Raw genomic sequence first — 21,943 nt, 5'->3', positions numbered from 1 at the left:
CGCCGTCGATGACGAGAATTCGTCTCGCACAAAGCTCCTCGAGCCTGGCGATTTGCGATGAGCGTGCTGCCTCCGTCATGGATACGGTGATAACAACTTCGCTCGCCGGGCGCAAGCGGAGGTCGGGTAGTGTGATAAGTTTCCCCGCGTTTTGAAGTTCCACCACCGCGTGGGAATCGGTCTGGTGGCGGGCACCGTCGTGGGCGCGCTCTTCGGAGAGCCGGCCGCGGTCTTCGAGCCTCTCGGCACGTTGTTCGTGAAGGCAATCCGGATGGTGGTCGTCCCTCTGGTGGCGACCTCCCTGGTGATGGTGATCGCCGGACTTCCCGGGCGTGCCGCTTTCGGCCGCATAGGCTTGAGGGCGTTCGGTTTCTTGCTGGGGAGCCTCGTGGCAGCCCTGCTCATCGGGATCTTCTTCGGTCTCTCCCTGGCACCCGGACGGGCGCTCAGCGGCGAAGCGCGAGCGAGCCTGCTTGCCTCACAGGGCATGCCGGAGATCGATGCCGACGGGCCCCGTCCATCGCTCATAGACCTCGCCCTGGGGATCATTCCCGACAATCCCGTTCGCGCGATGGTCGAGGGGAACATTCTCCAGGTGCTCGTGGTCTCGATCCTTCTGGGTCTGGCCGCGAGCGCGCTTCCCGAGCCGCGTCGCAATCCGCTCGTCGAAGTCGCCAGAAGCCTGGCCGAGGCCCTCTACAAGCTGACGGCATGGATCCTGGAGCTCGCGCCCTTCGGTGTCTTTGGTCTCATGGCAACCGTCGTGGGGCGGACGGGTCTCGGGGTGCTCGTCACGCTCGCAACCTACGTCGGCGTCGTCCTGATCGCGCTCGCCGCGCATGTGATCCTCGTCTACGGTGGCGTGCTGGGCCTCGTGGCGCGAGGAAAGATCCGTCGTTTGCTCGCTGCCGCCCGGCCCCCGGCGCTCATCACGTTCGTCACCTGCTCGACCGCGGCAGCTCTGCCCGTCTCGTTGCGGTCGATGCAAGACGAGGGAGGGGTATCCGAGCGCGTGGCCAGCTTCGTGCTTCCGCTCGGGGCCGCGATCGGCCGCGATGGAAGCGCCATCTACCAAGCCATCTCGGTGCTCTTCATCGCTCAGGTGTACGGGGTCGGCTTGGCGGCGCACGACCTCGTGACGCTCGTGGTGACGGCGATGCTGTCGGCGCTCGCCGTAGCCTCGGTACCTGCGGCGAGCTTCGTGAACCTCACGATCATTCTCTCCGCGCTGGGACTTCCACTCGAGGGCGGAGCGCTCGTGCTCGGAGTCGAGCGGCCGCTCGACATGGTGCGCTCGACGACGAATCTGCTTGGCCATCTCGTCAACGCTGCCTTCGTGGATTCCGCCGAGATCGCCGAGGTTTAATTTTTTGACGGGCCAAGGGGGACTTTCCCTCACGATCGCAGTCTCTTCGTCGTGAAGAAGCGGACGCCCCCGGCGTCCACGAAGGGCTTCGCTGCGGTGTCCGCGGACCGGATACCGGGAGGCGTATCCGGAGAACCGAACCGCGGCTTGGCAGCTTTCTTGCACTCGAAGCGGCCGTGGACCGGGAAGCTCTCGTTCGCGATTCCGTGTCGCTCGTCGAGCGGCTCGCCCTCGCCATGGCCGGCCACGTCGCCGGGCAGGTCGAGCTCGCGGATCTGATTCAGTCGGGGTTCGTGGGGCTGCTCGATGCCGCGTCCAAGTTCGACCGGAACAAGGGAGCGCGTTTTTCGACCTATGCGGAGTTCCGCATCAAGGGCGCCATGCTCGACAGTCTTCGAAGCCTGGACTGGGCGCCTCGATCGGTGCGTCGAGTGAGGCGGCGTTTGGAAACGCTGGAACGTCGTCTCGAAGCCAGCCTCGGACGGCCACCTCGCGAGGAGGAGGTCGCGGACGGCCTCGGCGTGGCGTTGGCCGAGCTGAGGAGAACCAGAGAGCGCATCCGTCGAGCGGAATCCGCATACCAGCACAACGTGCCCGTGGAGGAGTTCATCTCCACCGTGTCGGATCCGAATGCCGTCGATCCACATGAGATGCTCGAGCGACTCGAGGCCGAGTCTCTTCTCGCACGCTCGATTCAAGACCTGCCCGAGCGGGAGCGGCTGATACTGTCGCTCTACTATTACGATGAGCTTACGATGAGGCAGGTGGGAGCCATTCTCGGCGTGAACGAGTCCCGCATCTCGCAGATCCACTCGAGGGTGCTCTCGAAGCTGAGACTGAGTCTCGCCCGAGGCGACCAGAACCCGCCTCTCACACCACGTCGCCAGGGGTCGTCCGGCCCCAAGATGCGTCGCCAGAGGCCTCAGCGGAGAGTGAAGTCGGGCGGACTGGCAGGCTGATAAAAAAGTACAATCCAGCCTGCGCGAGCGGAGCGAGCTCGGCGCGCTGGCCGCGCCGTAAGCAGCCCGAGCCGTGGCGGCACGAGCGATTACGGGTCCCGTCACGGCATTGAACACACTAGAAAGCGCCAGCTCTGTTAACATCGCTGTCGAAGAGGAGCTCGCATGATCTGCCACATCGTTCTCGTTCGCCTGAAGCAGGGCGTGTCGGAAGCCGATGGAAGAGAGTTCATGACTCGAGCCGAGAGGTTGCTCGGCTCCATTCCCGCCGTCCGCAACCTCCGGATCGGGAGGGGACTCGGAGTGAAGTCGGAGCGCGAGCATCCCATCGCGATCGTAATGGACTTCGAAGACGAGACCGCTCTCGAGAGCTACCAGATCCATCCCGATCATCAGCGCTTCGTCAGCGATATCCTGGGCCCTATCCAGGACGACAAGCGCGTCTACGACTATAGAGTTTAGATCGAGAACTCAGTTGGAGCGCTAGATATGCAGCAGCAGGTGAGCCTTTTGGGCAGGATCGACGCTGTCCTCTACGAGCCGCGAAAAATACCAGCCGTGCTTGTTCAGGAGTCCCACACCTGACAGCTTGCGCTCCTGCATCTCGAACCCGGGGAAGAGAGCGGTCCTCGCCAGAAGGAACTGTGAACGAACGGTGTCGTGCTTGCGTTTGACCGCCTTCAACGCTTTGCCTTCGAGCTCCTTCAGCAAATGAAAGAGCTTGCCTCGGGTGGACTTCACCGAAGGCACGAGCGTCGGATCGACCTCGGCGAGATCACGGCCGATGGCGCTGGTGATCTCCTGAACACAGCGACGCGCCCGAGCGAGGTCCTCCTCGAGCTGGGGCGGGGTGTAGCGCTGCAGGATCTCGTTCAACAATGACTCGTCGTTCGCGGAAAGCCGCGTCACGTCGAGATCGTAGCGGGAGAGAAAGCGCGACTGGGCGCGCTCGACCACGGTGAAGCTCGCTCGACAAGCGACAAGGGGCATCGAAACCCCGAAGTGCTCGTATACTCCCTTGAGCTGCGCGAAGTAGGCGAGCTCGTTGGGTCCGGCGACGTAGGCAAGCGTAGGCAATAGACTGTCCTGGTACAAAGGGCGGAGGAGAACGTTCGGACTGAAGCACTCCGCTTCTTCCCGCACTCTTCTTGCGGCTTCGTCCCGAGCGACGGGATTCCCGTTTCCCGGGACCACCAGAGATCCGTTCTCGATGCCGATGGGCTCGCGAAACGGCTTGGCGTAGAACAGGTTGAGCTGAGATTCGGTGGGGTTGACTTGGGCGTGGTAGCCGCGGGCGAGGAGGCTCGCCGTGGTACGGAGAACGATGGCGCTCGATTCCGATCCTTCGAGCACTTCACGCTCGAAAAGCCCCGCGGCGGCCTGCTTCAGCTCGGCACGGGACGGGTCGACGATGGCGAGTCCCGTACCCCGCGTGAGACGGAGCAGCCAGCTTCCGAAAGCCTCCGCCATCGTCCGTCCCGGCGCGTAAGCCTCGGCGAGGCCCTCGCGAACTTCGCCGGAGAACTCCGATTGCGGCAGTGCCTCGAACGTCGCTCGGAGCGTGTCGGAGATCGAAGGGGTGAGCTTGCGGCTGCCTACCGGAAGCCGCAAATCGGCATCTTCGACCGGGTAGCTCGACTCGACGAGCTCGTGGCGTCCATCGAAAAACCAGGCTGCCCGCACCTCGTCGAAGTCGTGGTCGTCGGCGTCCATCCAGAACAGCGGGACAATTTTCCTCCCGAGCCGCTCGGTAGCACTGCGCGCGAGCCGAACCGCGGTGAGGGCCTTGTAGAGCGTGTAGAGCGGGCCCCCGAACAGACCGACCTGCTGGCCGGTCACGATGGCGAGGGCGCCTTCAGAAATCGCGGACGTGCTCTCGAGGGCCTGATCGTCCGCCCCGAGCTCACGATTGAGCTCTCTTAGGCTGACACTGACGACGCTACGCGGGTGGGAGCCGTTTGCGAGCGATCGCGCGACGGCCTGCCAGGTGTCGGCGGAAAAGGGGTCGCCGACATAGAAGTCCGATAGCTGTTCGAAGCGATGGAGGTAGTCGAGAAACAGCGGCTTGTACGACGGCAGTTTCCGATAGTCGATCGCGACGGTCTCCACCACGTACGCTTACTCGGGAGATATCATAGCGTTCCCGAGACCACCAATCCAGAAATGGGTCCGGCTGGGCAGCGTTGACACTCCATAAAAGGTTATGCTAGTTTGACTTAACAAGAACTTTTTAGGAAGAACGTCCACCCGTAGCCCTTGCGCAGTTGCCGAGGGTGGGGACCCCACCGGTATCGAATAGGAGCCTCTGACCCCAGTGCAGGGTGAGATCCCGAAGAGAATCGATCGATACGAGATACTCGAGGCTATTGGCTTCGGTGCGATGGGGGCCGTGTACAAGGCCTTCGATCCCATCATCAAGCGGCCGGTCGCGGTGAAGACCCTCAGACTCGATGTTCCGCCGGGGAGTCAGGACCACCGGGACTTTCTCGAGCGCTTCTCGACGGAAGCGAAGACTGCGGGCAGGCTTTCCCACCCCAATATCGTCACCCTATACGATGTGGGCCACATTCAGGATCAGATTCCCTGGCTGGCGATGGAGTACGTCGAAGGGCGGACGGTGGCTTCGATCCTCGAGAGTCAGCGGCTGAAGCCCGAGCTCGTCATCGGTCTGGTCTCCCAGATCGCGAGCGCTCTGGATTACGCCCATCGGGAGGGCGTGGTTCACCGTGACATCAAGCCGTCGAACGTCATCGTTCACGGGGGCGAAAAAGTCAAAGTCACCGATTTCGGGATCGCGAGCTTCGTGAATGCCGAACGGAATCATACCGGCTTCACGATGGGAACGCCGAGCTATATGTCGCCCGAGCAAGCGATGGGTGAGGATCTGGATGGCAAGACCGATATCTTCTCCCTGGGCGTGGTGGCCTTCGAGATGTTGAGCGGTCAGCAGCCTTTCCCCGGGAACAATGTAACTTCCATCCTCTACAAGCTGGTTCATTCCGATCCGATTCATCCCGATGGCCTGGAGGTGCTGGGGCTCCTGCCCCACAAGTGGCACGAGGTTTTTGCCCGGGTACTGGCCAAGGACCCCGATGACCGTTACCCGAACGCGTCCGAGTTCGTAAGTGACCTCGAGTTGTGTCTCGGCTCCTGGTTCGGTGCGCTGGAAGGCGAGACGGTCATCGTCAGCGACAGGAGCGCGTTCCCGAAAGACTCCGACGCGACCTACGTGGACAGCCCTGCGGCGTTCCACGAGGATCGCTCCATCCGGGCCGCCTCGTCTGACGTGACGGCAACGACGATGGCGGGCCGGGAGTACGGCGACCCTTTCGGAGGAGCGAGTCGCTCGGCAGCCCCACCGGCATCCTCCGAGGAAACTCGTTACGATGGTCCACCTCCGGGCGAGATTCCCGAGAGAAACGATCACTCTCCCACTTCTCGGAGGGGGCTCGATTCTGCGGCAGGAGTCGGACGCCGGGCTTCGTGGAAGCGTCTCGTCGGACTGGCTGCGGCCGGCGCGTTTCTCATTTGGCTCGTCACGCTGCTCACTCGTCCCGATGGGAGGACCGGCGCCGTCGGTTCGGACGTAATCGACTCTGCTGCCGAGATCCTTGCCGATAGCGGAACCTTGCGCGTGTTCACCGATCCCGAAGGCGCGCTGGTTCTCGTCGACGGGGTGGAGCGAGGCGAAACGCCCCTGGAGATCCAAGAATTGCCCCTGGGCGAATACGACGTGGAGGTCCGGCTCGACGGTTACTTGCCCGCGCAAGTCACCGCGCAAATGACTCAGAGGGCGCCGGGGGCGACGTTCGACCTGGCGCTCGAGTCGAAACCCAAGCCCCGGCCCGCGCCCGCGCTGGCGTTCGTCCGGATCGATTCCCAGCCGCAGGGGGCGGCGGTGGAGATCGATGGAGCTTCGAAGGGCCGCACCCCTCTCGAGCGCGTTCGCGTTCCCGCCGGTGAACGCGTCGTTCGCCTGCACTTGGAGGGCTACCTACCGTGGGAGGACTCGATCGTGGCTCGAGCCGGCGGGGTCGAAGAAATCGACGCGGTGCTGACTTCGAGGGGGGGGCCTCCTCGGGCGGCGCGCGTGGAGGAACCGGAAGTTTCACCGCAGCCTCGGGCCCGCGAGGCAGACGTGGTCGAAAAAGGCGCGCCCGGGGTCACTGCGGCCAAATGCCTCGAGTGTCCGGCGGTCGCCTATCCTTCTGCCGCGCGAGAGGCTCGCCTCGAAGGCGCGGTGCTTCTCGGTTTCGTCATCGACGAGAGCGGGCAGGTACGAGATCTCGAGATTCACGAGTCGGGGGGGGCGGTTTTCGATGACGCCGTTATCGACACGGTTCGAGGTTGGCGATACCAGCCCGCGATCCGAGACGGTGTTCCGGTGAAGATGCGATGGATGCAGCGTTTTCGCTTCAGGCAGGGTAGGTAGCGCGCTTTGGCCAGGCTGGTCATCAATCCGACCTCCGCGAGCAAGAAGGAGATCCGCATCGCCTCCCGGGTCATTTCGATCGGCCGCGATCCTTCGAATGATCTCGTGCTCTCCGATTCGATGGTGTCGCGGCGGCACGCCATTCTCGAGCAGCGTGACGAACTGTTCGTTCTTCGCGACAACCACAGCGCAAACGGTACTCTAGTCAACGGCGACAAGGTAGAAACGGAAATGACTCTGCGGGACGGAGACCTCGTCGCCATCGGTTCCTCGCGCCTGCTGTTTCAGCTCGACGACAATGAGAATCGATCGGCCGCGACGCCGCCTCATCGGTCGGGATTCGAGACGAGCGCCGAGATCGAGCCAGTGAGGTCTTCGAAGCAGCCCTCGGCTCGCCTTTGCCCCACTTGCGGCGCGGAGACTCGAGACGTCGATCGCTTCTGTCGCAGCTGCGGACAGAAGCTGGACGGCGACGCGATGCGCTGCGATACCTGCGGAAAATTCGTGCTCTTGCCCGCGGAATTCTGCGGACACTGCGGAAAGCCCCTTTCTGGCCGGGAGTCTCCTCCGGTGAAGCCGCAAGTCGGGCCGAGCCGTGTGGAGGCGCTCAGTCCTTACCGGCGGATTGCGCGGGCGCAGGAAAATGTCGCCGGGCTCGGTGTTCGTCTCCTCGCCGCTTTCGTGGATTGCATGATCCTCGGCATTCCCCTTCTGCTGGCCGCCCTGGTGTGGGTGACGCTGGTGGGACCAGGCGCCGAGCCAGCCGTGAGCTCCCTGCTGGTCGGTGTCGCCGGAGTTGCTTTCGCTACCCTATGTATCATGTACTTCGTCATGTCGTGGGGATTGAGAGGGGCCACGCCGGGTATGAGCCTTCTCGGACTCTCCGTCGAGACCGAAGAAGGGGATTCGCCCATTGGTGTCCCCCGTGCCCTGGTTCGGTTGGCGAGTTGCCTCTTGAGCTTGCTTCCGTTCGGACTGGGATTGATTCGAGTCGCCTTCCGTGAGGATCGATTGGCGCTTCATGATCGGCTCTCCAGAACTCGGGTGATGGTCAGCTCGTGACGAGCTCGGCGTCTCGAAACGGATTCGACCCGAAAATCGAGGTCGAGGAGACCGCGCTGGCATCCGAGGCGATCGACGTCCCCTCCGCTGCCGAGCCCGCCAGACCGTCGACCGAGGAAGAAGCTTCGGCTCTCGAAGCGAACAAGTCCAAGCCCCTCCAGGCGATCATCGAGCTGCTTCACGATCTCGCGATCGCCGTGGTGGTATGCGTCCTGCTCATCACCTATGTCGTGCAGGCGTTCAAGGTGCAGGGCACGAGCATGTCGCCCGAGCTTGGAGATGGACAGCGCATCCTGGTGAACAAGTTCCTCTATTACCTGGCCGAGATCGACCGAGGAGACGTCGTCGTCTTCTGGTACCCCGAAGATCCCAGTCTATCGTTCATCAAACGAGTCATCGGCCTCCCGGGCGAGACCATCGAAGTTCGGGATGGTGTCGTCTATGTCGACGACCATCCGATCGACGAGCCTTACGTGAGTGAGGCGAACGCCGACAATCGCAGCTACCGACCCGTCCGGATTCGCTCGGGACATTATTTCGTCCTGGGTGACAATCGGTCGGGGAGCAACGACAGCCGCAGCTGGGGGTTGGTGCCCGAGCGCTATATCTACGGCAAGGCGTTTCTTCGCATCTGGCCCCTCCCAAGGTTCGGAAGCATCGATTGACGAGAGGGCCAGCCGCGGCCCGATCGCATCGGGGCTTCCTTGCTACATTCTCTCGGGAACGGGAACGCCCATGAGATCCAGGGCTCGCGTAAGCTGCCGATGAAAGATCTGCACCGCGAGGGTACGCAACGCGCGCTTCGCTTCGTCGGTCTCCTCCACCACCCGATAGCGGTGGTAGATGGCGTTGAAACGTTGTGCCAACGAGAGCGCGAAGCGCGTCAGGTGCGACGGCTCTTCGGTTCGAATGACTGCCGCGATGATGTCGTCCAGCTCCGTCGCCGCGAGAATCATCGACCACAACTCGTCGGCCTCCCCGGCGGGGACGTCTCTCGCGAAGCCTCGGTGAACGAGGCCCCTTGTTTCCTCGGGTCCGTCGGAAAGATGGCCGAGTCGGGCTAGGATCTTTCCCGCTCTGACGGCGGCATACTGCAGGTAGGGACCGCTGTCGCCGTCGAACGAGAGCGCCTCGGCGAAATCGAAGGCGATTACCTTGTTCTTCGTGTATTTGATCAGGAAGTATCTCAGTGCTCCACGGGCGATCTCTTCGGCTATGGCGGCTCGTTCCTCGGCGGCGAGCCCGGCGTTGCGAGAATCGACTTCGCGTCGCGCTTTCTCGACCAGCGCGTCGATCAAATCGTCGGCCTTGACCCCCAGTCCCCTTCGGCCGGATACCTCCAGGTAGGGCCTCTTCTCCTCGTCCGGGCTGACGGGAAACCCGAGCTCGCGACAGGTGGATGGCGTCAGCGCGACCATCTCATAGGAGAAATGGCGCGAACGGAGCCCCGCTTCCTCCGACGCCAGAAGCGAAACGCCCTTCTGCACGACCTTCTGCAAGTAAGCCTGGCGGACGTCGATCACGTTGTACACCGTCGCACCGTTTCCAAAGCTCGGAACCTCTTCGCTCGGGCTCCCGCTGGCCTCGGACGTCGTCGACCACACGGTGTGGCCGTCGGGATAACGATGAAACGGCCGGAACCGGAATTGCCTGTCGAGAAGTCCCAGCTTCCACATTTGGTAGGCGATATCCTTGCCGACATAGGTGACCGTCCCGTTGGAGCGGACGATGACTTTCTCGTCTTCTTCCTCGGACTCGCCGAGGTCCATCACCCAGCAGCCGGCGTTCTTGCCTGAGCTCGAGTGGCGGATCGCCTGTTTCTCTTTCAAAAGCTCGAAGGCCCGTTCCCAGAACCGCATCTTCAAGATGTCACTCTCGGCGGGCAAGAGATCATAGCGAACGTCGATCCGCTGCATCGTCGCCAGATGACATCGGACGATTTCTTCCGCGATCAGGGCGCCGAGCGGGGCTTCGGGCGCCTCGTTTTCTTCGATTGCCTTGAGCGTCTGCTCGCGCAGGCGGAGCCTCTCGGGGTCCTCCTGGTAGAAGTCGGAGACGCGCGCATAGAGGTCCCAGCAGTAGTAGTCGAAACGGTTGTCTCGAACGAGGGCGCGAACCTCGCGCTCGTCTCGCTTCTCGATGTGGAGAAAACCCACGACGACGTCGGCAACCTGAACGCCGGTATCGTCGATGTAATTCTGGACCTCGACCTCTATTCCCGTATGGCGCAGGGCTCGGACGAAGCTGTCGCCGAGTGCGGCATTTCTCAAGTGACCGATATGCGCCGCCTTGTTGGGGTTGATGTTCGTGTGCTCCACGATGATCTTTTCTCCGCGTGACGCGACCGCCCCCTCGCCCGCAAGAAACTCTTCCAGATATCGTCGCCGGTCGAAGAAGACATTCAGGTAGCCTGCGCCGGCGACCTCGACTCGTTCCACGCCATCGACGCCTTGCAGTGCCGGCTCGAGCGTCTCGGCGATCTTTCTCGGCGCGGTTCTCGCGCTCCGAGCAAGCTCGAAAGCGGTGGGGAATGCGAGATCGCCGAGATCCGCCTCCGGCGGACGCTCGCTCACGATCTCCGCGAGGTCGAGGCCATAACTCTCTTTTACGGCTCGAATCAGCGTCGCGACGAGCCTGTCCTTCAAGAGCTCGCTCATGAAGGCGAATTATAACCGGAGGATCCCGAAACCCTCGGCCGCATCTTCGGCAAGCACACCCGTCGATCCGCGATCGTCGTATCCTTACGAGGGTTTCCCTGCCATCGATGCGGTACGGCTCGCCGAGATGTATCATGACGCACCTCGGGACATGTCAGCCTCGCGTTTCAATCCGAGCCGGCGAACAGCCCTCCTGTTGACGGGCGAAGGAACCGCTCTCGCCTACCTTGCTGGCGTACTCCGGGCCGTCCAGTCCGCGGGCATTCGTATCGACCTCGTGGTCGGACGCGGGGCCGGGGCCGTGGCGGCGGCGTTTGCTTCCGTCCAGGGTGAAGAGCATCTGGAGGGGCGGGGCGGCCTCATCGACACGCTGCAAGCAAGACGTCCTTATCGACTCGCGACGTCCTATCGAATGGCTTTGCTCTGCATGGCCGCAGCCATCGCATTTTTTCTATCGCCGGGACTGCTCGGGATCGTATCTCTCGTGGCGCTTCCCATAAGCGTCCTGCTCGGGCCGCTGATTCCCGGGGCGGAGACGCTCTCGTGGTTGCCGTCGGCGTTCGAGCTCGCGGAACGGTTCTACCTCCCGTCGATCGCCCTACCCATGATGGTGCTCTTCGTGTTCCTCACCGTAAAGTGGCTCGCTCTGGCGCTCGAGCACCGCTCTTTCGGAGTCGCGCCTTTCGGCTCTTTCTTCGATCTGTCTCCCTTCTCCGACGGGCTCGAAGCGCTGATGTGGCTCGTCGTTCGTGGTGCCTCCTCGGAGAAACGCCCCAAGAACCGCAAAGAGCTCGGACGAGCCTATTCCGATCTGCTGAAGGCAAGCCTCGGGCAACATGGTTACCGCGAGCTCGTCTTCTATGCCTTCGACAGCGACGCGGGGCGCGAGGTCCCGTTCGTGTTGGTCAAGGATCGTTTCTTCGAGACCGCCAGCTCCCGACGGGAGACGGCGACGACTTCCGAGCCCATCGATCTCTCGACCGAGGAGGGTGCTGGCGTGCTGTGCGAAGCGCTGGTTGCCGCCTCGAGCCCGCCACTTCTGGTCGCCAGCGTGCCCATCAAACTGCCGTTGAGTCACCGGCACGGCGGCGAAGTGCATCGATTCTGCTCGAGTGTGCTGTTCGGGCAGGGAGCGGTCGCGGATGCGGTCGCTTTCGGGGCCGAGCAGGTCATCTACGCCATTGGCTCCCACCCCTCCGACTCGCTCTCGGGCTCGACCTGGGAACGTCATTCTGCGGCGGCTCTCAGACGCAGCCTCGGGGACGATCTGACGTGGGCCGCTTCCTCGAACGTGCCGGTTTTCGTCATCCGGCCCCATTCCGAGCGCCTTCGTCCTTTCGAGCTCGCCGGACGGCCCCAGCCGGGAAGCGAGCGGCTCGGGCTCGATGCCCTCGTCGCCCAAGGACAACGCGACGCCGAACGGCTTTTCATCGATGCCGTCGTGGTTGCGGAGCACGGAGTCTCTGCCCGTCCCGCCAAGACCGCCATCTCCACGGCCGCAGAGACGCGGAGTAGCGGTCCCAACGAGTTATGAAGGTCCCGCCGCGACATTGCGGCGAACAAATATAGAATGACCGAAGGGGGAGAGTGAGCATGGACAATATTCTGGGTCTGTCCTTCGTGGCGCTCTCGGCCCTCTTCACCGTTTGGAATGGAATCTATTTGGTGCGTTACGTGACATATCGGCGGATCGCATCGAGAGCCGAGCTGACGTGGCTTCCGAAGAGACCTTGGTTCTTCAACCTCTGTCTCGGCATCGGCTTCTTCCTGATGGTGATGACGTTCATTACGATTTTCGTGCTCCGCAGGCCGCCCCTTTCGATCATCGCGCAGGGCCTGATGGCGATCTTCTACACCGTGCTTTTTCCGCTCTCGTTTCGGATTCGCAGAGGTCTCTACGCTTCGGGGATCTGGACGGAACAAGGTTTCGTCGCTTTCGACAAAATCCGTTCCTTGTCGTGGCTCGAGAGGCCGGAAATCGTTCTGATGGTGAAGACCGAGCCTCCCTTTGGATATGGCTACGCTCGGCTACGAGTTCCCGGCGAGTTCTACGGCCAGGCACGGCGCATTCTCGCGCGGCACATCGATGACAACACGCTGTCGGTCGAGAAGAGCATTCTCGGACTGCGAGATTCCGAAGCCTCGGCCCAGGAGCAGATTTGAACCGCGCCGCATTTCGTTCTCGCCTGGAGAGCTCACCCCTCGTTTGTGACGGAGCCATGGGGACGAGCCTGTACGCGAAGGGGGTGATGGTCAATCGCTGCTTTGATGAATTGAACTGTTCGAATCCGACGCTGGTGAAATCGATCCATCGTGACTATCTCGCAGTCGGGGTGGACATCATCGAAACGAACACCTACGGTGCGAATCGTTTCAAGCTCCAGCCGCATGGATTCGGAGACCGTGTCAGGGTCATCAACGAGAAAGGAGTCGAGATCGCGCGGGAAGCGGCCGACGACAGGGCCGTCCTGGTCGCGGGCTCCGTGGGTCCGCTGGGCAAACCGATCGCTCCAATCGGAACCGTGCCCGAGGAGGATGCCTTCGACGCCTTTCACGAGCAAGCGGACGCACTCGTCCGCGGAGGAGCAGACCTCATTCTTCTCGAGACGTTCTCCGACCTGCGCGAGCTCACACAGGCGGTCCGGGCGGTGCGATCCGTGTCCACCGAGGTTCCCGTGGTCGCCCAGATGACGTTCGGCGACGATGGAGCCACGCCTCTCGGGGCGAAGCCCGAGAACGTCGCCCGGACTCTCAGCAAGCTGGACGTCGATGCTGTGGGTGCCAACTGCAGTGTGGGGCCGGAGCTGATGCTCCGCGTCGTCCAGCGGATGGCCTCCTCCACGAGTCTTCCGCTGTCGGTTCAGCCCAACGCGGGACTCCCCGAGGTGGTCGAGGGTCGGGTCCTCTATTTGTGCTCGCCGGAGTATATGGCTCACTATGCGAAGCTGTTCCTGCGATCGGGCATCTCGATCATCGGCGGCTGTTGTGGCACGACGGCGTCCCATATCGGTGCCGTCGTCGGCGTCGTGCGTTCGCTCGGACTCTCCCGGAGCGCGGTCGAGGTCTCGAAGCCGCTCGAGCCGCGAGTCGAGCACGAGCCCGTCGCGCGGGAACGCAAATCGCGGCTGGCAAGGAGCCTCGGACGGAAATTCGTGGTCTCGGTGGAAATGGATCCGCCCAAAGGTGCCGAGCCCGGTCTTCTCGTGGAAAAGGCGCAGTGGCTGAAGGACAACGATGTCGACTTCATCAACGTCGGTGACGGTCCCCGGGCGAGCGCGAGAATGAGCGCGCTCTCCTTCGCGGTGCTTCTGGAGCAACGAGTCGGCATCGAGACCATCCTTCATTATCAGTGCCGGGACCGTAATCTCATCGGAATCCAGGGCGATCTCCTCGGGGCTCATTCGCTCGGACTGCGAAACGTGCTCGCGGTGACGGGCGACCCACCGAAATTAGGCGATTATCCCTATGCGACGGCCGTATTCGACGTCGACTCGGTCGGTCTGGTGCGGATTCTCTCGCGGCTGAACCGGGGACTCGATCTGGCGGGAAATCCCCTGGGCTCTCCGCTCCCCTTTCACATCGGGGTGGGAGCGAACCCGGGAGCGACCGACATCGAAGCCGAGCTCGAGAAGTTCGAGCGCAAAGTTTCCGCTGGTGCGGAGTTTTGTCTGACGCAGCCGGTCTACAACCCGAGCTATCTCGAGCGTTTCCTCAAGGGGATCGAGCCGGTCCGCATTCCCGTGCTGGTCGGCATCCTTCCTCTCGTCAGCTTCCGCAACGCAGAGTTCCTTCACAACGAGGTACCGGGAATGGCGGTTCCCGCCGAGGTGCGCGAGCGTCTCAAGAAGGCACCGACCAACGAAGCCGCTCAGGACGTTGGCGTCGACATCGCCCGCGACGCCCTTCGCGCCGCCCGGGATCTCGCGGATGGAGCCTACCTGATGCCGCCGTTCAATCGATTCGAGCTCGCGGCGCGAGTCATCGACGGTATTGCCTGAAGTGTGTTAGCCTCGTCCCAAGGGACCCACCGATGCGAGATCGGTTGTTCGTTTTTGGCTTCCTCTTCGTCGCACCCTCCTTGTGCGAGTCCCAGGACGAGCAACCCGTGCCCTACGTATTCGAGACCCGCGTCGAAATGGTCTCGGTTCCGGTTGCGGTTGTGGATAAAGAGGACAACTTCATCACCGGGCTGGGCGCCGAGAAATTTTCCGTGTACGAGGATGGCGTGAAGCAAGAGATTCGCTTGTTCGCGGCGGGTCTGGAGGAATCGTGGGTCGGTCTCTCACCCGAGCTGAAGGACGAGCTCTCGGGACGTCAGGTGATCGGGCTGGTGCTCGACGCCAGCGGCAGTATGGAGAACGAGATATCGCTCGTTCGCGAGGCGGCGATCAAGTTCCTTACGAACGTTCCCAAGACCGAGAACCTCTTCATTCTCGATTTCGACGAGAACATAAGACTCTCGCGCTACTCGTCGGACGACCAGAGACTCGTCAGCTCACGGATCTATGACGTGGTGGCCGAGGGCTGGACGGCGCTCTACGACGCGGTCGGGACGTTCTTGGAGCGCGTGTACGAGCTCGATGGGAGAAAGACGCTGGTGGTGTTCAGCGATGGGGTGGATTCTCGGAGCACCCTGGGGGTGGGTGACGTGCTCGATATGGTCAAGTTGTCGGATGTCAAGATACACACCATCCAGTTCGGCGCCCGCGACCGGGGAAATACCACCCGGACGTTCACCGAAGGTCGATTTTTGCGGCAGCTCTCGAGCGAGACGGGGGGGTCTTACGCGCTGGGATCGTCACTCGAGCAGCTCGACGAGCTCTATGACCGCATCCTCGAAGAGCTATTCAGTCAGTACACCCTCGGTTACGTTTCCACGAACGCGAGAGAGGACGGCAAGTACCGGAAAATCAAGGTCGAGGTGGACGTCGAGGGCATCGAGCTGAGGTACCGCAAAGGCTACTACGGTCCGCCACCTCCGTCGAATTGATCTTCCGGTCGAATGGGCTTGCAGCCGCCGACCCGACGGGCTATAAGTTCTCCCTTCAGTCATGAGAACGACGTTCAAGGTTCGTGAAAGAGACTACGATCTGGTTCTCGAGCGCAGGCAGCGCGGCGAAGGGGACACCTTCCAGCCGTTCGGCGTGACGGTCTCGGGCCAGCCGGGCGGTCCGGTGTCGGGAACGCTTCAGCTCACCGACTCGTTGATTCAGACGGCTGACGAGACCGCCACCTCGAAGGAGTCTTCGGCCGAAGAGCTCGTGACAAAGGCTTGCGTCCGCTCTATCGCTTCGGAGCTATCCTTCCGCAAGCTAAAGCCCGATTTCTCCTTCGTGGTCGACCATCGCTGGCTCGATTGAGCCCAACTACTCCGAGCTCCTGCCGAAATTCATTGGGGCAGGGCCGGCTGCGTCAACAGGCACGTGCAATCGAGTGCTCGGAGAAACTCCAGGAGATCCGATTTCTCTTCGGCGGTGAGTCCTCGGTCTTGGATGTTCTCCCGGTCGAGGTGAGGGTTGTCGATCCCCCCCGACGACATCAGTTCGACGGCCTCCTCGAGAGTTGCCACGCTCCCGTCATGGAAGTACGGCGCCGATTTGGAAATGTCTCTCAAGCTCGGCGTCTTGAAGGCACCTCGGTCCGACTCGGCTTGAGTAACGGCGAATCGACCGAGGTCGGGCTCCTCTTTGTCCATTCCGATACCCACGTTGTGATACTTCAAGTCGGTGAACAGCGACCCCGAGTGGCAGTTTCCGCAGCCCGCTTTGGCGACGAAGAGCTCCGCCCCGCGCTTGGCCGCGTCGCTAACGGCTTCCGCGTCGCCCGCTTGCCACCGATCGTAGGCGGTGTCCTTGCAGAACAGGGCGTCCCTCTCGTACGCGGAAATGGCGGCTACGACGTTGTCCGGGGTCGCGTCCTCTCCAAACACGGCTTGAAACTGCTCTCGATAGCCGGCAATCGAGTTGAGATTCTCCACCTCGGCATCGGCGTCGGCTCCCATGTTTCCGCCGGTCCAAGCCGCTTTGGCTTGGGCTTCGAGCGAACCACTCCGCCCGTCCCAATAGAACTCGGAGTGGTACGCGATATTCCACAGGCTCGGGCTGCTTCGAGTGAGGACTCTTCCCCCTGCCCCTTCGGCGACGGGTTTTCCGTCCGTAAGACCGTTTTCGCACAGGTGACAGGAGTAGCAGGATCTCGAGTCGTCGACGGACAGCCGCACGTCGAAGAAGAGCTGGCGGCCGAGCGCGATTTTTTCCGGCGTCATCGGGTTGTCAGCTGGCACCGGCACGGGCTCCCATCCCGCGCCGCCCGTCGTCGCTTCCGCTTCGGCCTCCGGCTCCGGGGCTTCCGTCATTTCGCCTCCGCCACAGCCCGATATCGAGGCGACGACCATGACCGCGAGAGCGGTTGGGATCAGGATACGTATGCTCGGCTGATACATGTGGGGGCCTCCTGCTTATTGCTAGCCAGTCAAACGGGGCCAATCATAGGGGAAAGCGAAGTGAGATGCCAGCCAGTTGGCTTTCCCGTGGCGAAATCCCCATGACCGCCGCCCGCTACTGACGTATAATAAATCAGGGCTAAATCGCAGAAGCACCGGGACTAGACGGGGTCTCGATGCGTATCTTTTTCTAGTCCGGCTAACGGGCGTATCCCGGAGGCAGTCGCAATCATCATGAGCGAGTCGGCCGCTTTCGTGCTGCAACGACTGAAGACGAGAGGTCCGCTCCTGGCCCTCTCGTTGGTCCTGCTGGCGGCACTCGCTGCCCTCGGCGCCACCTCGAAGGCTAGCCCCGGAGGGAATGGGCAGACTCCATTCTTGTCGAACCCCGAGGCATTCGAAGTCAGGGAGCGGCTCTCGAACCGCTTTTCGCCAGGCGCGGGGTCCTCACGCCAGTTCTACTTCACCCGCGCGGCATACACCGGCTATTATCGTTTTCGAGATTTCCGAAGCTGGAGCGTGGACTTCCCCAAAGCCGATCGACAGTTCCTCATCGGGCTGAAGCGCCTCACGAACCTCGATGCCTATGAGTTCGAGAATCCAATCCAGCTGACCGATCCATCCCTGGGGCAGTACCCCTTTCTCTACACCGTCGAGGTGGGGTACATGGCGCTCACCGAGGGTGAGGTCGAGGGGCTCCGGCGGTATTTGAAGGCTGGAGGATTCCTGGTAGTCGATGACTTCTGGGGAACGTTCGAGTTCGAGAACTTCCAGACGCAGTTCCAGCGAATTCTTCCCGGCTACCCGGTCGTGGACATCCCCCTTTCGCATCCCATCTTCAGTTGTTTTTACGACGTCACGGAGATCGTCCAGGTCCCGAATGTAGGCCAGGGGATGCAGGGTGGTCCCACATGGGAATCCGATGGATACTACCCGGCGGTAAAGGGCATCTTCGACGAGAACGGACGTCTCATGGTAGTCATCAACTGGAATACCGATCTCGGTGATGCCTGGGAATGGGCGGAGAATCCGTACTACCCACTCAAATTCTCGACCTATGCCTACCAGATGGGAGTGAATTTCATCATCTACGCAATGAGTCATTGATGTCATCCTGGTTCGAAAACCTCTTCGAGCTTCTGTTCAAGTACCGCCCCCTGATTTACCAGAGGGGGGATTTCGCATTCGGTTCGTCCGCTCTGTTCTTTCTCCTCGGGGCTGTCGTCGTCGCCCTGGCGGTGCCGATACTGCTTCGCTATCGCGACGTTGGCGGGCGGGCGTCCAGGACCGACCGCATCGTTCTCAGCTCGCTTCGGATCGCGGCCCTTCTTCTCGTCCTCTTTTGCCTCGCGCGTCCGGCGCTCGTGCTCTCCACGGTCGTACCTCAAAGAAGCTTCGTGGGAATCCTTGTCGACGACTCCAAGAGCATGCAGATCGCCGACGTCGACGGGGACCCGCGAGGTGCGTTCCTGCAGGAGACCTTTGGCCCGGAGGGAAGCGCGCTTTCGAGGGCGCTCTCCGACAAATTCATGCTTCGTTTCTTCCGGTTCTCGGAGTCGGCGGAGCGGCTGGCGGATGCGGGTAGTTTAGGGTTTTCCGGATCGAAGACCCACATTTCCCGCGCCCTCGAGAGGAGCATGGACGAGCTCTCAGCGGTGCCGCTCTCCGGTCTCGTGGTCTTCAGCGACGGAGCCGACAACTCCGATTCCACGATGAGCGATACCCTGCTCGACCTCGAGGCGCGCAAGATCCCGGTTTACACCGTCGGACTCGGCCGAGAGCGTTTCACTCGCGACATCGAGGTCTCGAGGGTCGAAGCACCTCGAAGCGTGCTCGAAGGCTCGTCGCTGGTGGTCGACGTAACCATTTCGCAGCGCGGCTTTGCCGGCGAGACCGTCCGCCTCGACGTCGAGGACGACGGCAGGATCGTCAACACCCGGGAGGTCGAGATGTCGGGCGAGGCCGAGGCCACGACGGTGCGCATTCATTTCACCGTGACCAACCCCGGAGCGCGCATCTTTCGTTTCAAGGTCGCGGTCGCCGACGGAGAGATGGTCACTCAGAACAACCAGCGCGAGCAGCTCATTCATGTAGAGGACGGCCGGCAGAAGATTCTGTACTTCGAGGGCGAGCCGCGGTTCGAGCTCAAGTTCATCCGACGCTCGGTGGCGGACGACGAGAATCTCCAGGTCGTTTGCCTCCAGCGCACCGCGGAGAACAAGTTCTATCGGCTAGAGATCGACGATCCCGAGGAGCTCGCCGCGGGCTTCCCCAAGACCCGCGAAGAGCTGTTCAAGTATCGGGGCATCATTCTCGGGAGCGTGGAAGCGAGCTATTTCACGCACGATCAGCTGCGGATGATTGCCGACTTCGTGAGCCAGCGCGGAGGTGGACTGCTCGCGCTCGGTGGGCGGCTCGCTTTCGCCGAAGGCGGCTTCGAGGGGACCCCGGTCGCCGAAGTGCTTCCCATCGTACTGGAGCCGAGCTCGACCGGGGGCGGGGATACTCCCGAGAGTCCGGTCTTCGCGCAGCTCCAGGTCGAGCCGACCCCCTTCGGCGCGACCCATCCGGTCACCCAGTTCGGAGCCGATCTCGAGGCGAGCGCGAAGAAGTGGGAGTCGCTGCCGCCGCTCTCGACACTGAACGACGTGCGTCGGGTCAAGCCGGGCGCGACGACGCTTCTCGTCGGGTCGGGCGATGGGATCACCGAACAGCCCGTCCTCGTTTTTCAACGCTACGGCCGCGGCAAGTCGATTGCCCTCACCGTAAGCGATTCGTGGCAGTGGCAGATGCACCACGAAATCCCCCTCGAAGACATGACCCACGAGCTCTTCTGGCGCAAGCTTCTCCGCTCGCTCGTGAGCTACGTTCCCGATCCGGTGGCGATTGCCACCGAGAAAGGACGTTACGCACCCGGCGAGAGCGTGACGTTGCGGGCGGAAGTGGACGACGAGCGCTTCCTCAAAGTGAACAACGCTCAGGTTACGGCGATCATCCGCGCGCCCTCGGGTGAGCGGATCGAGCTGCCGATGGAGTGGACGGTCGACAAGGATGGCGAGTATCGGGCCAGCTTCCTCCCGGGAGAGAAGGGAATCTACCAGCTGAGTGTCGACGCCGAGCGGGACGGAATCGCCATCGGTTCGGCCACGTCCTACGTGGAGTCCGCAGACCTCGATGACGAGTACTTCCAGGCTGAGATGAGGGCGCCGCTTCTCGAGCGCATCGCCGACGAGACCGGAGGGGAGTTCTACACTCCGGAGACGGTGTCTCGGTTGCCCGAGGACATGAGCTACACCGAGGGAGGGACCACGATCCGCGAGAGTCGCGACCTGTGGGACATGCCGGCGATCTTTCTTCTGCTTCTCGGAATCATGACGACGGAGTGGGGTTACCGGAAGCTGAAGGGGCTTGCATGAGAGCGGGAGTGCTCGCGGCAATTCTGGGATCGCTGATTTCCACCGCACCCGTGCTGGCGAAACAATCACATCTCTTGCTCATCGCCGGGCTCGGCGGAGAGCCTTCCTACACCGAGCGATTCCATGAATGGGCGTTGGCGATGCGGACCGCGGCCATCGATCGGTACGGGCTCTCGCCCGACCATGTGGTCTACCTCGGTGAGGACCCGACCCTGGCGCCCGATGTCATCCGTGCCAAGTCGACCCGGGAGAACATCATCGGCGTTTTCGCCGATTTGCAGCGAACGGTTCGGCCCGGAGATCAGATTTACATCATGCTTCTCGGCCACGGAGGCTTCAGCGGCGACCAGGCGCGCTTCAATCTGCCCGGGCCGGACCTGACGCCGGATGATTTCCAGGGGCTGCTTGCTCCATTCACCGAACAGCTCGTGGTCTTCGTGAATACGACCAGCGCCAGCGGTGACTTTCTGCCCGCGCTCTCATCCACGAGCCGAGTGCTCGTCACCGCGACGAAAACGAGCCACGAACGGAACGAGACCCAGTTTGGCAAGTTCTTCGTGGAGGCCTATTCTGGGGACGACGCCGATACTGACAAGAACGAGCGCGTCTCCGTGCTCGAAGCGTTCGATTACGCCCGACAACAGGTAGACCGCTACTACGAGGAGAATAACCTCCTGAAAACCGAGCACCCCCAGCTCGACGACAACGGGGACGGCATCGGGATCGGCGCGCCGGGCGAAGACGAGGGTGACTTCGCCGGTACCGCCTACCTGATCGGAGCTTCCTCGGAGGAGACGGCCGCGAATCCCGAGGTGGCCGAGTTGATTCGACGAAGAGAGGATCTCCAGGGAAGGGTGGAGGCCTTGCGGCTCCAGAAGGACTCGATGGCCGAAGAGCTCTACAACGAGGAGCTCGAGCGCCTGCTTCTGGAGCTCGCCCGCGTCGTACAGACGATCGAAGAGCGTAGCAAACCGTGACCAGAATCGCGTCCATCGTGCTCGCCGGGCTCGGGCTTCTCGGTGCGCCCGCGTCGGCCAGCTTGGAGGATGCGGAGGCAGCCGTCCGCGAGGGGCGCTACGGCGAGGCGGACGAGATCTTCGCGCGGGAATCGGTCGCCAATCCCACCCCTCGCCTGTACCGGAGATGGGTGGAGTCCCTTCGTCTCACTGGCCGCATCGACGAGGGCCTGGCACGCATCGCCGCATTCGTCGAAAAAGAGCCCGCTTCGGTGGAGCTGGAGAACAAGCGGGGAGAGCTCCTCTACGCTCGCGGACGTGTGGAGGAAGCGCGGGCGGCGTTCGAGCGCGCCATCGAAGGTCGCGCCTCGGACCACCTGGTCGCCGAGCTGAATCTCGCCATGCTGCTCTTCGACGAGGGGAAGCTGGACGAGGCGCTCGCGCGATTCGATCGTTTCATCGACGTCTACAACGGAAGCGCGCAACTATCCTCCGAGGAGCTCGTGGCGGTTGGCATCGCCTGCCGGTATCTCGGGGCGACGAACCCCGACCTCTACAAGGACGCACTGCGGGTGTTGGATGAGGCCAAGGCCAAAGACCCGAGCTCGCACCAGCCTACCATCCGGGCAGGCGAGCTATTTCTGGAGAAGTAC

General features: G+C 62.4%; 18 protein-coding genes. 15 read left to right on the top strand and 3 right to left on the bottom strand.

Annotation, left to right across the window (positions count from 1 at the left end; all coding sequences use genetic code 11):
- The first annotated feature begins 151 nt into the window (after window positions 1–151).
- The 3 genes from VEK15_27195 (at window position 152) to VEK15_27185 (ending at window position 2,787) form a co-directional block, all read left to right on the top strand.
- Window positions 152–1,366: a dicarboxylate/amino acid:cation symporter gene (locus tag VEK15_27195; GenBank protein ID HXV64415.1), complete on the top strand. Its 1,215-nt coding sequence runs from the start codon at window positions 152–154 to the stop codon at window positions 1,364–1,366.
- Between the two features lie 176 nt (window positions 1,367–1,542).
- Window positions 1,543–2,325, top strand: coding sequence for a FliA/WhiG family RNA polymerase sigma factor (locus VEK15_27190; protein HXV64414.1), 783 nt, complete (start codon window positions 1,543–1,545; stop codon window positions 2,323–2,325).
- 165 nt (window positions 2,326–2,490) lie between these two features.
- Window positions 2,491–2,787 carry a Dabb family protein gene (locus VEK15_27185; protein HXV64413.1) on the top strand — a complete coding sequence of 99 codons (297 nt, stop codon included), beginning with the start codon at window positions 2,491–2,493 and terminating at the stop codon, window positions 2,785–2,787.
- A gap of 21 nt (window positions 2,788–2,808) precedes the next feature.
- Here VEK15_27185 and bshC read toward each other — a convergent pair whose 3' ends face one another.
- The gene (bshC, locus tag VEK15_27180) at window positions 2,809–4,437 is read right to left on the bottom strand and encodes a bacillithiol biosynthesis cysteine-adding enzyme BshC (protein HXV64412.1); all 1,629 of its coding nucleotides are present in this window, start codon (window positions 4,435–4,437) and stop codon (window positions 2,809–2,811) included.
- 202 nt (window positions 4,438–4,639) lie between these two features.
- Between bshC and VEK15_27175 the strand changes: the two genes are divergently transcribed.
- Genes VEK15_27175 through lepB form a run of 3 tightly spaced genes read left to right on the top strand, consistent with a single transcriptional unit; the run spans window position 4,640 to window position 8,484 of the window.
- Complete coding sequence (locus VEK15_27175) at window positions 4,640–6,757, top strand: TonB family protein (GenBank protein ID HXV64411.1); 2,118 nt, start codon at window positions 4,640–4,642, stop codon at window positions 6,755–6,757.
- A gap of 6 nt (window positions 6,758–6,763) precedes the next feature.
- Window positions 6,764–7,819: an RDD family protein gene (locus VEK15_27170; GenBank protein ID HXV64410.1), complete on the top strand. Its 1,056-nt coding sequence runs from the start codon at window positions 6,764–6,766 to the stop codon at window positions 7,817–7,819.
- Window positions 7,816–8,484: a signal peptidase I gene (gene lepB / locus VEK15_27165; GenBank protein HXV64409.1), complete on the top strand. Its 669-nt coding sequence runs from the start codon at window positions 7,816–7,818 to the stop codon at window positions 8,482–8,484. The genes VEK15_27170 and lepB overlap by 4 nt, the downstream gene beginning before the upstream one ends.
- 42 nt (window positions 8,485–8,526) lie before the next feature.
- On the opposite strand, the gene VEK15_27160 is transcribed toward lepB, so the two are convergent.
- A complete protein-coding gene (locus VEK15_27160) occupies window positions 8,527–10,476 on the bottom strand; it encodes an arginine--tRNA ligase (GenBank protein HXV64408.1) in 1,950 nt (649 codons plus the stop codon).
- Between VEK15_27160 and VEK15_27155 the strand changes: the two genes are divergently transcribed.
- The 5 genes from VEK15_27155 to VEK15_27135 all read left to right on the top strand — a co-directional run bounded on the left by VEK15_27155 (window position 10,475) and on the right by VEK15_27135 (window position 15,836).
- On the top strand, window positions 10,475–12,010 hold the full coding sequence (locus VEK15_27155) for a hypothetical protein (protein HXV64407.1): 1,536 nt from the start codon (window positions 10,475–10,477) through the stop codon (window positions 12,008–12,010). The genes VEK15_27160 and VEK15_27155 overlap by 2 nt on opposite strands.
- Window positions 12,011–12,069: 59 nt before the next feature.
- Window positions 12,070–12,639 carry a hypothetical protein gene (locus VEK15_27150; protein ID HXV64406.1) on the top strand — a complete coding sequence of 190 codons (570 nt, stop codon included), beginning with the start codon at window positions 12,070–12,072 and terminating at the stop codon, window positions 12,637–12,639.
- Window positions 12,636–14,474 (top strand): bifunctional homocysteine S-methyltransferase/methylenetetrahydrofolate reductase, encoded by a 1,839-nt coding sequence (locus VEK15_27145; protein HXV64405.1) that lies wholly within the window; start codon window positions 12,636–12,638, stop codon window positions 14,472–14,474. The genes VEK15_27150 and VEK15_27145 overlap by 4 nt, the downstream gene beginning before the upstream one ends.
- A gap of 32 nt (window positions 14,475–14,506) precedes the next feature.
- Entirely contained in the window at window positions 14,507–15,466 is a 960-nt protein-coding gene (locus tag VEK15_27140) for a VWA domain-containing protein (protein ID HXV64404.1), read from the top strand.
- 61 nt (window positions 15,467–15,527) lie between these two features.
- Window positions 15,528–15,836, top strand: a complete 309-nt coding sequence (locus VEK15_27135) for a hypothetical protein (GenBank protein ID HXV64403.1) — start codon at window positions 15,528–15,530, stop codon at window positions 15,834–15,836.
- 29 nt (window positions 15,837–15,865) lie between these two features.
- Here VEK15_27135 and VEK15_27130 read toward each other — a convergent pair whose 3' ends face one another.
- On the bottom strand, window positions 15,866–16,918 hold the full coding sequence (locus VEK15_27130) for a cytochrome c peroxidase (GenBank protein ID HXV64402.1): 1,053 nt from the start codon (window positions 16,916–16,918) through the stop codon (window positions 15,866–15,868).
- A gap of 234 nt (window positions 16,919–17,152) precedes the next feature.
- Here VEK15_27130 and VEK15_27125 point away from each other — a divergent pair, with 234 nt between their 5' ends.
- From VEK15_27125 to VEK15_27110, 4 genes are all read left to right on the top strand, one after another.
- The gene (locus VEK15_27125) at window positions 17,153–18,025 is read left to right on the top strand and encodes a DUF4159 domain-containing protein (protein HXV64401.1); all 873 of its coding nucleotides are present in this window, start codon (window positions 17,153–17,155) and stop codon (window positions 18,023–18,025) included.
- Window positions 18,025–20,334: a glutamine amidotransferase gene (locus VEK15_27120; GenBank protein ID HXV64400.1), complete on the top strand. Its 2,310-nt coding sequence runs from the start codon at window positions 18,025–18,027 to the stop codon at window positions 20,332–20,334. The genes VEK15_27125 and VEK15_27120 overlap by 1 nt, the downstream gene beginning before the upstream one ends.
- Complete coding sequence (locus tag VEK15_27115) at window positions 20,331–21,311, top strand: hypothetical protein (GenBank protein HXV64399.1); 981 nt, start codon at window positions 20,331–20,333, stop codon at window positions 21,309–21,311. Before VEK15_27120 ends, VEK15_27115 begins: the two co-directional genes overlap by 4 nt.
- The coding region (locus tag VEK15_27110; GenBank protein ID HXV64398.1) for a tetratricopeptide repeat protein at window positions 21,308–21,943 on the top strand (636 nt) is incomplete at its 3' end. The genes VEK15_27115 and VEK15_27110, both read left to right, overlap by 4 nt.

The organism is Vicinamibacteria bacterium (assembly GCA_035620555.1).
Lineage (GTDB): Bacteria > Acidobacteriota > Vicinamibacteria > Marinacidobacterales > SMYC01 > DASPGQ01.
This window is presented reverse-complemented; position numbering and strand designations above follow the sequence as displayed.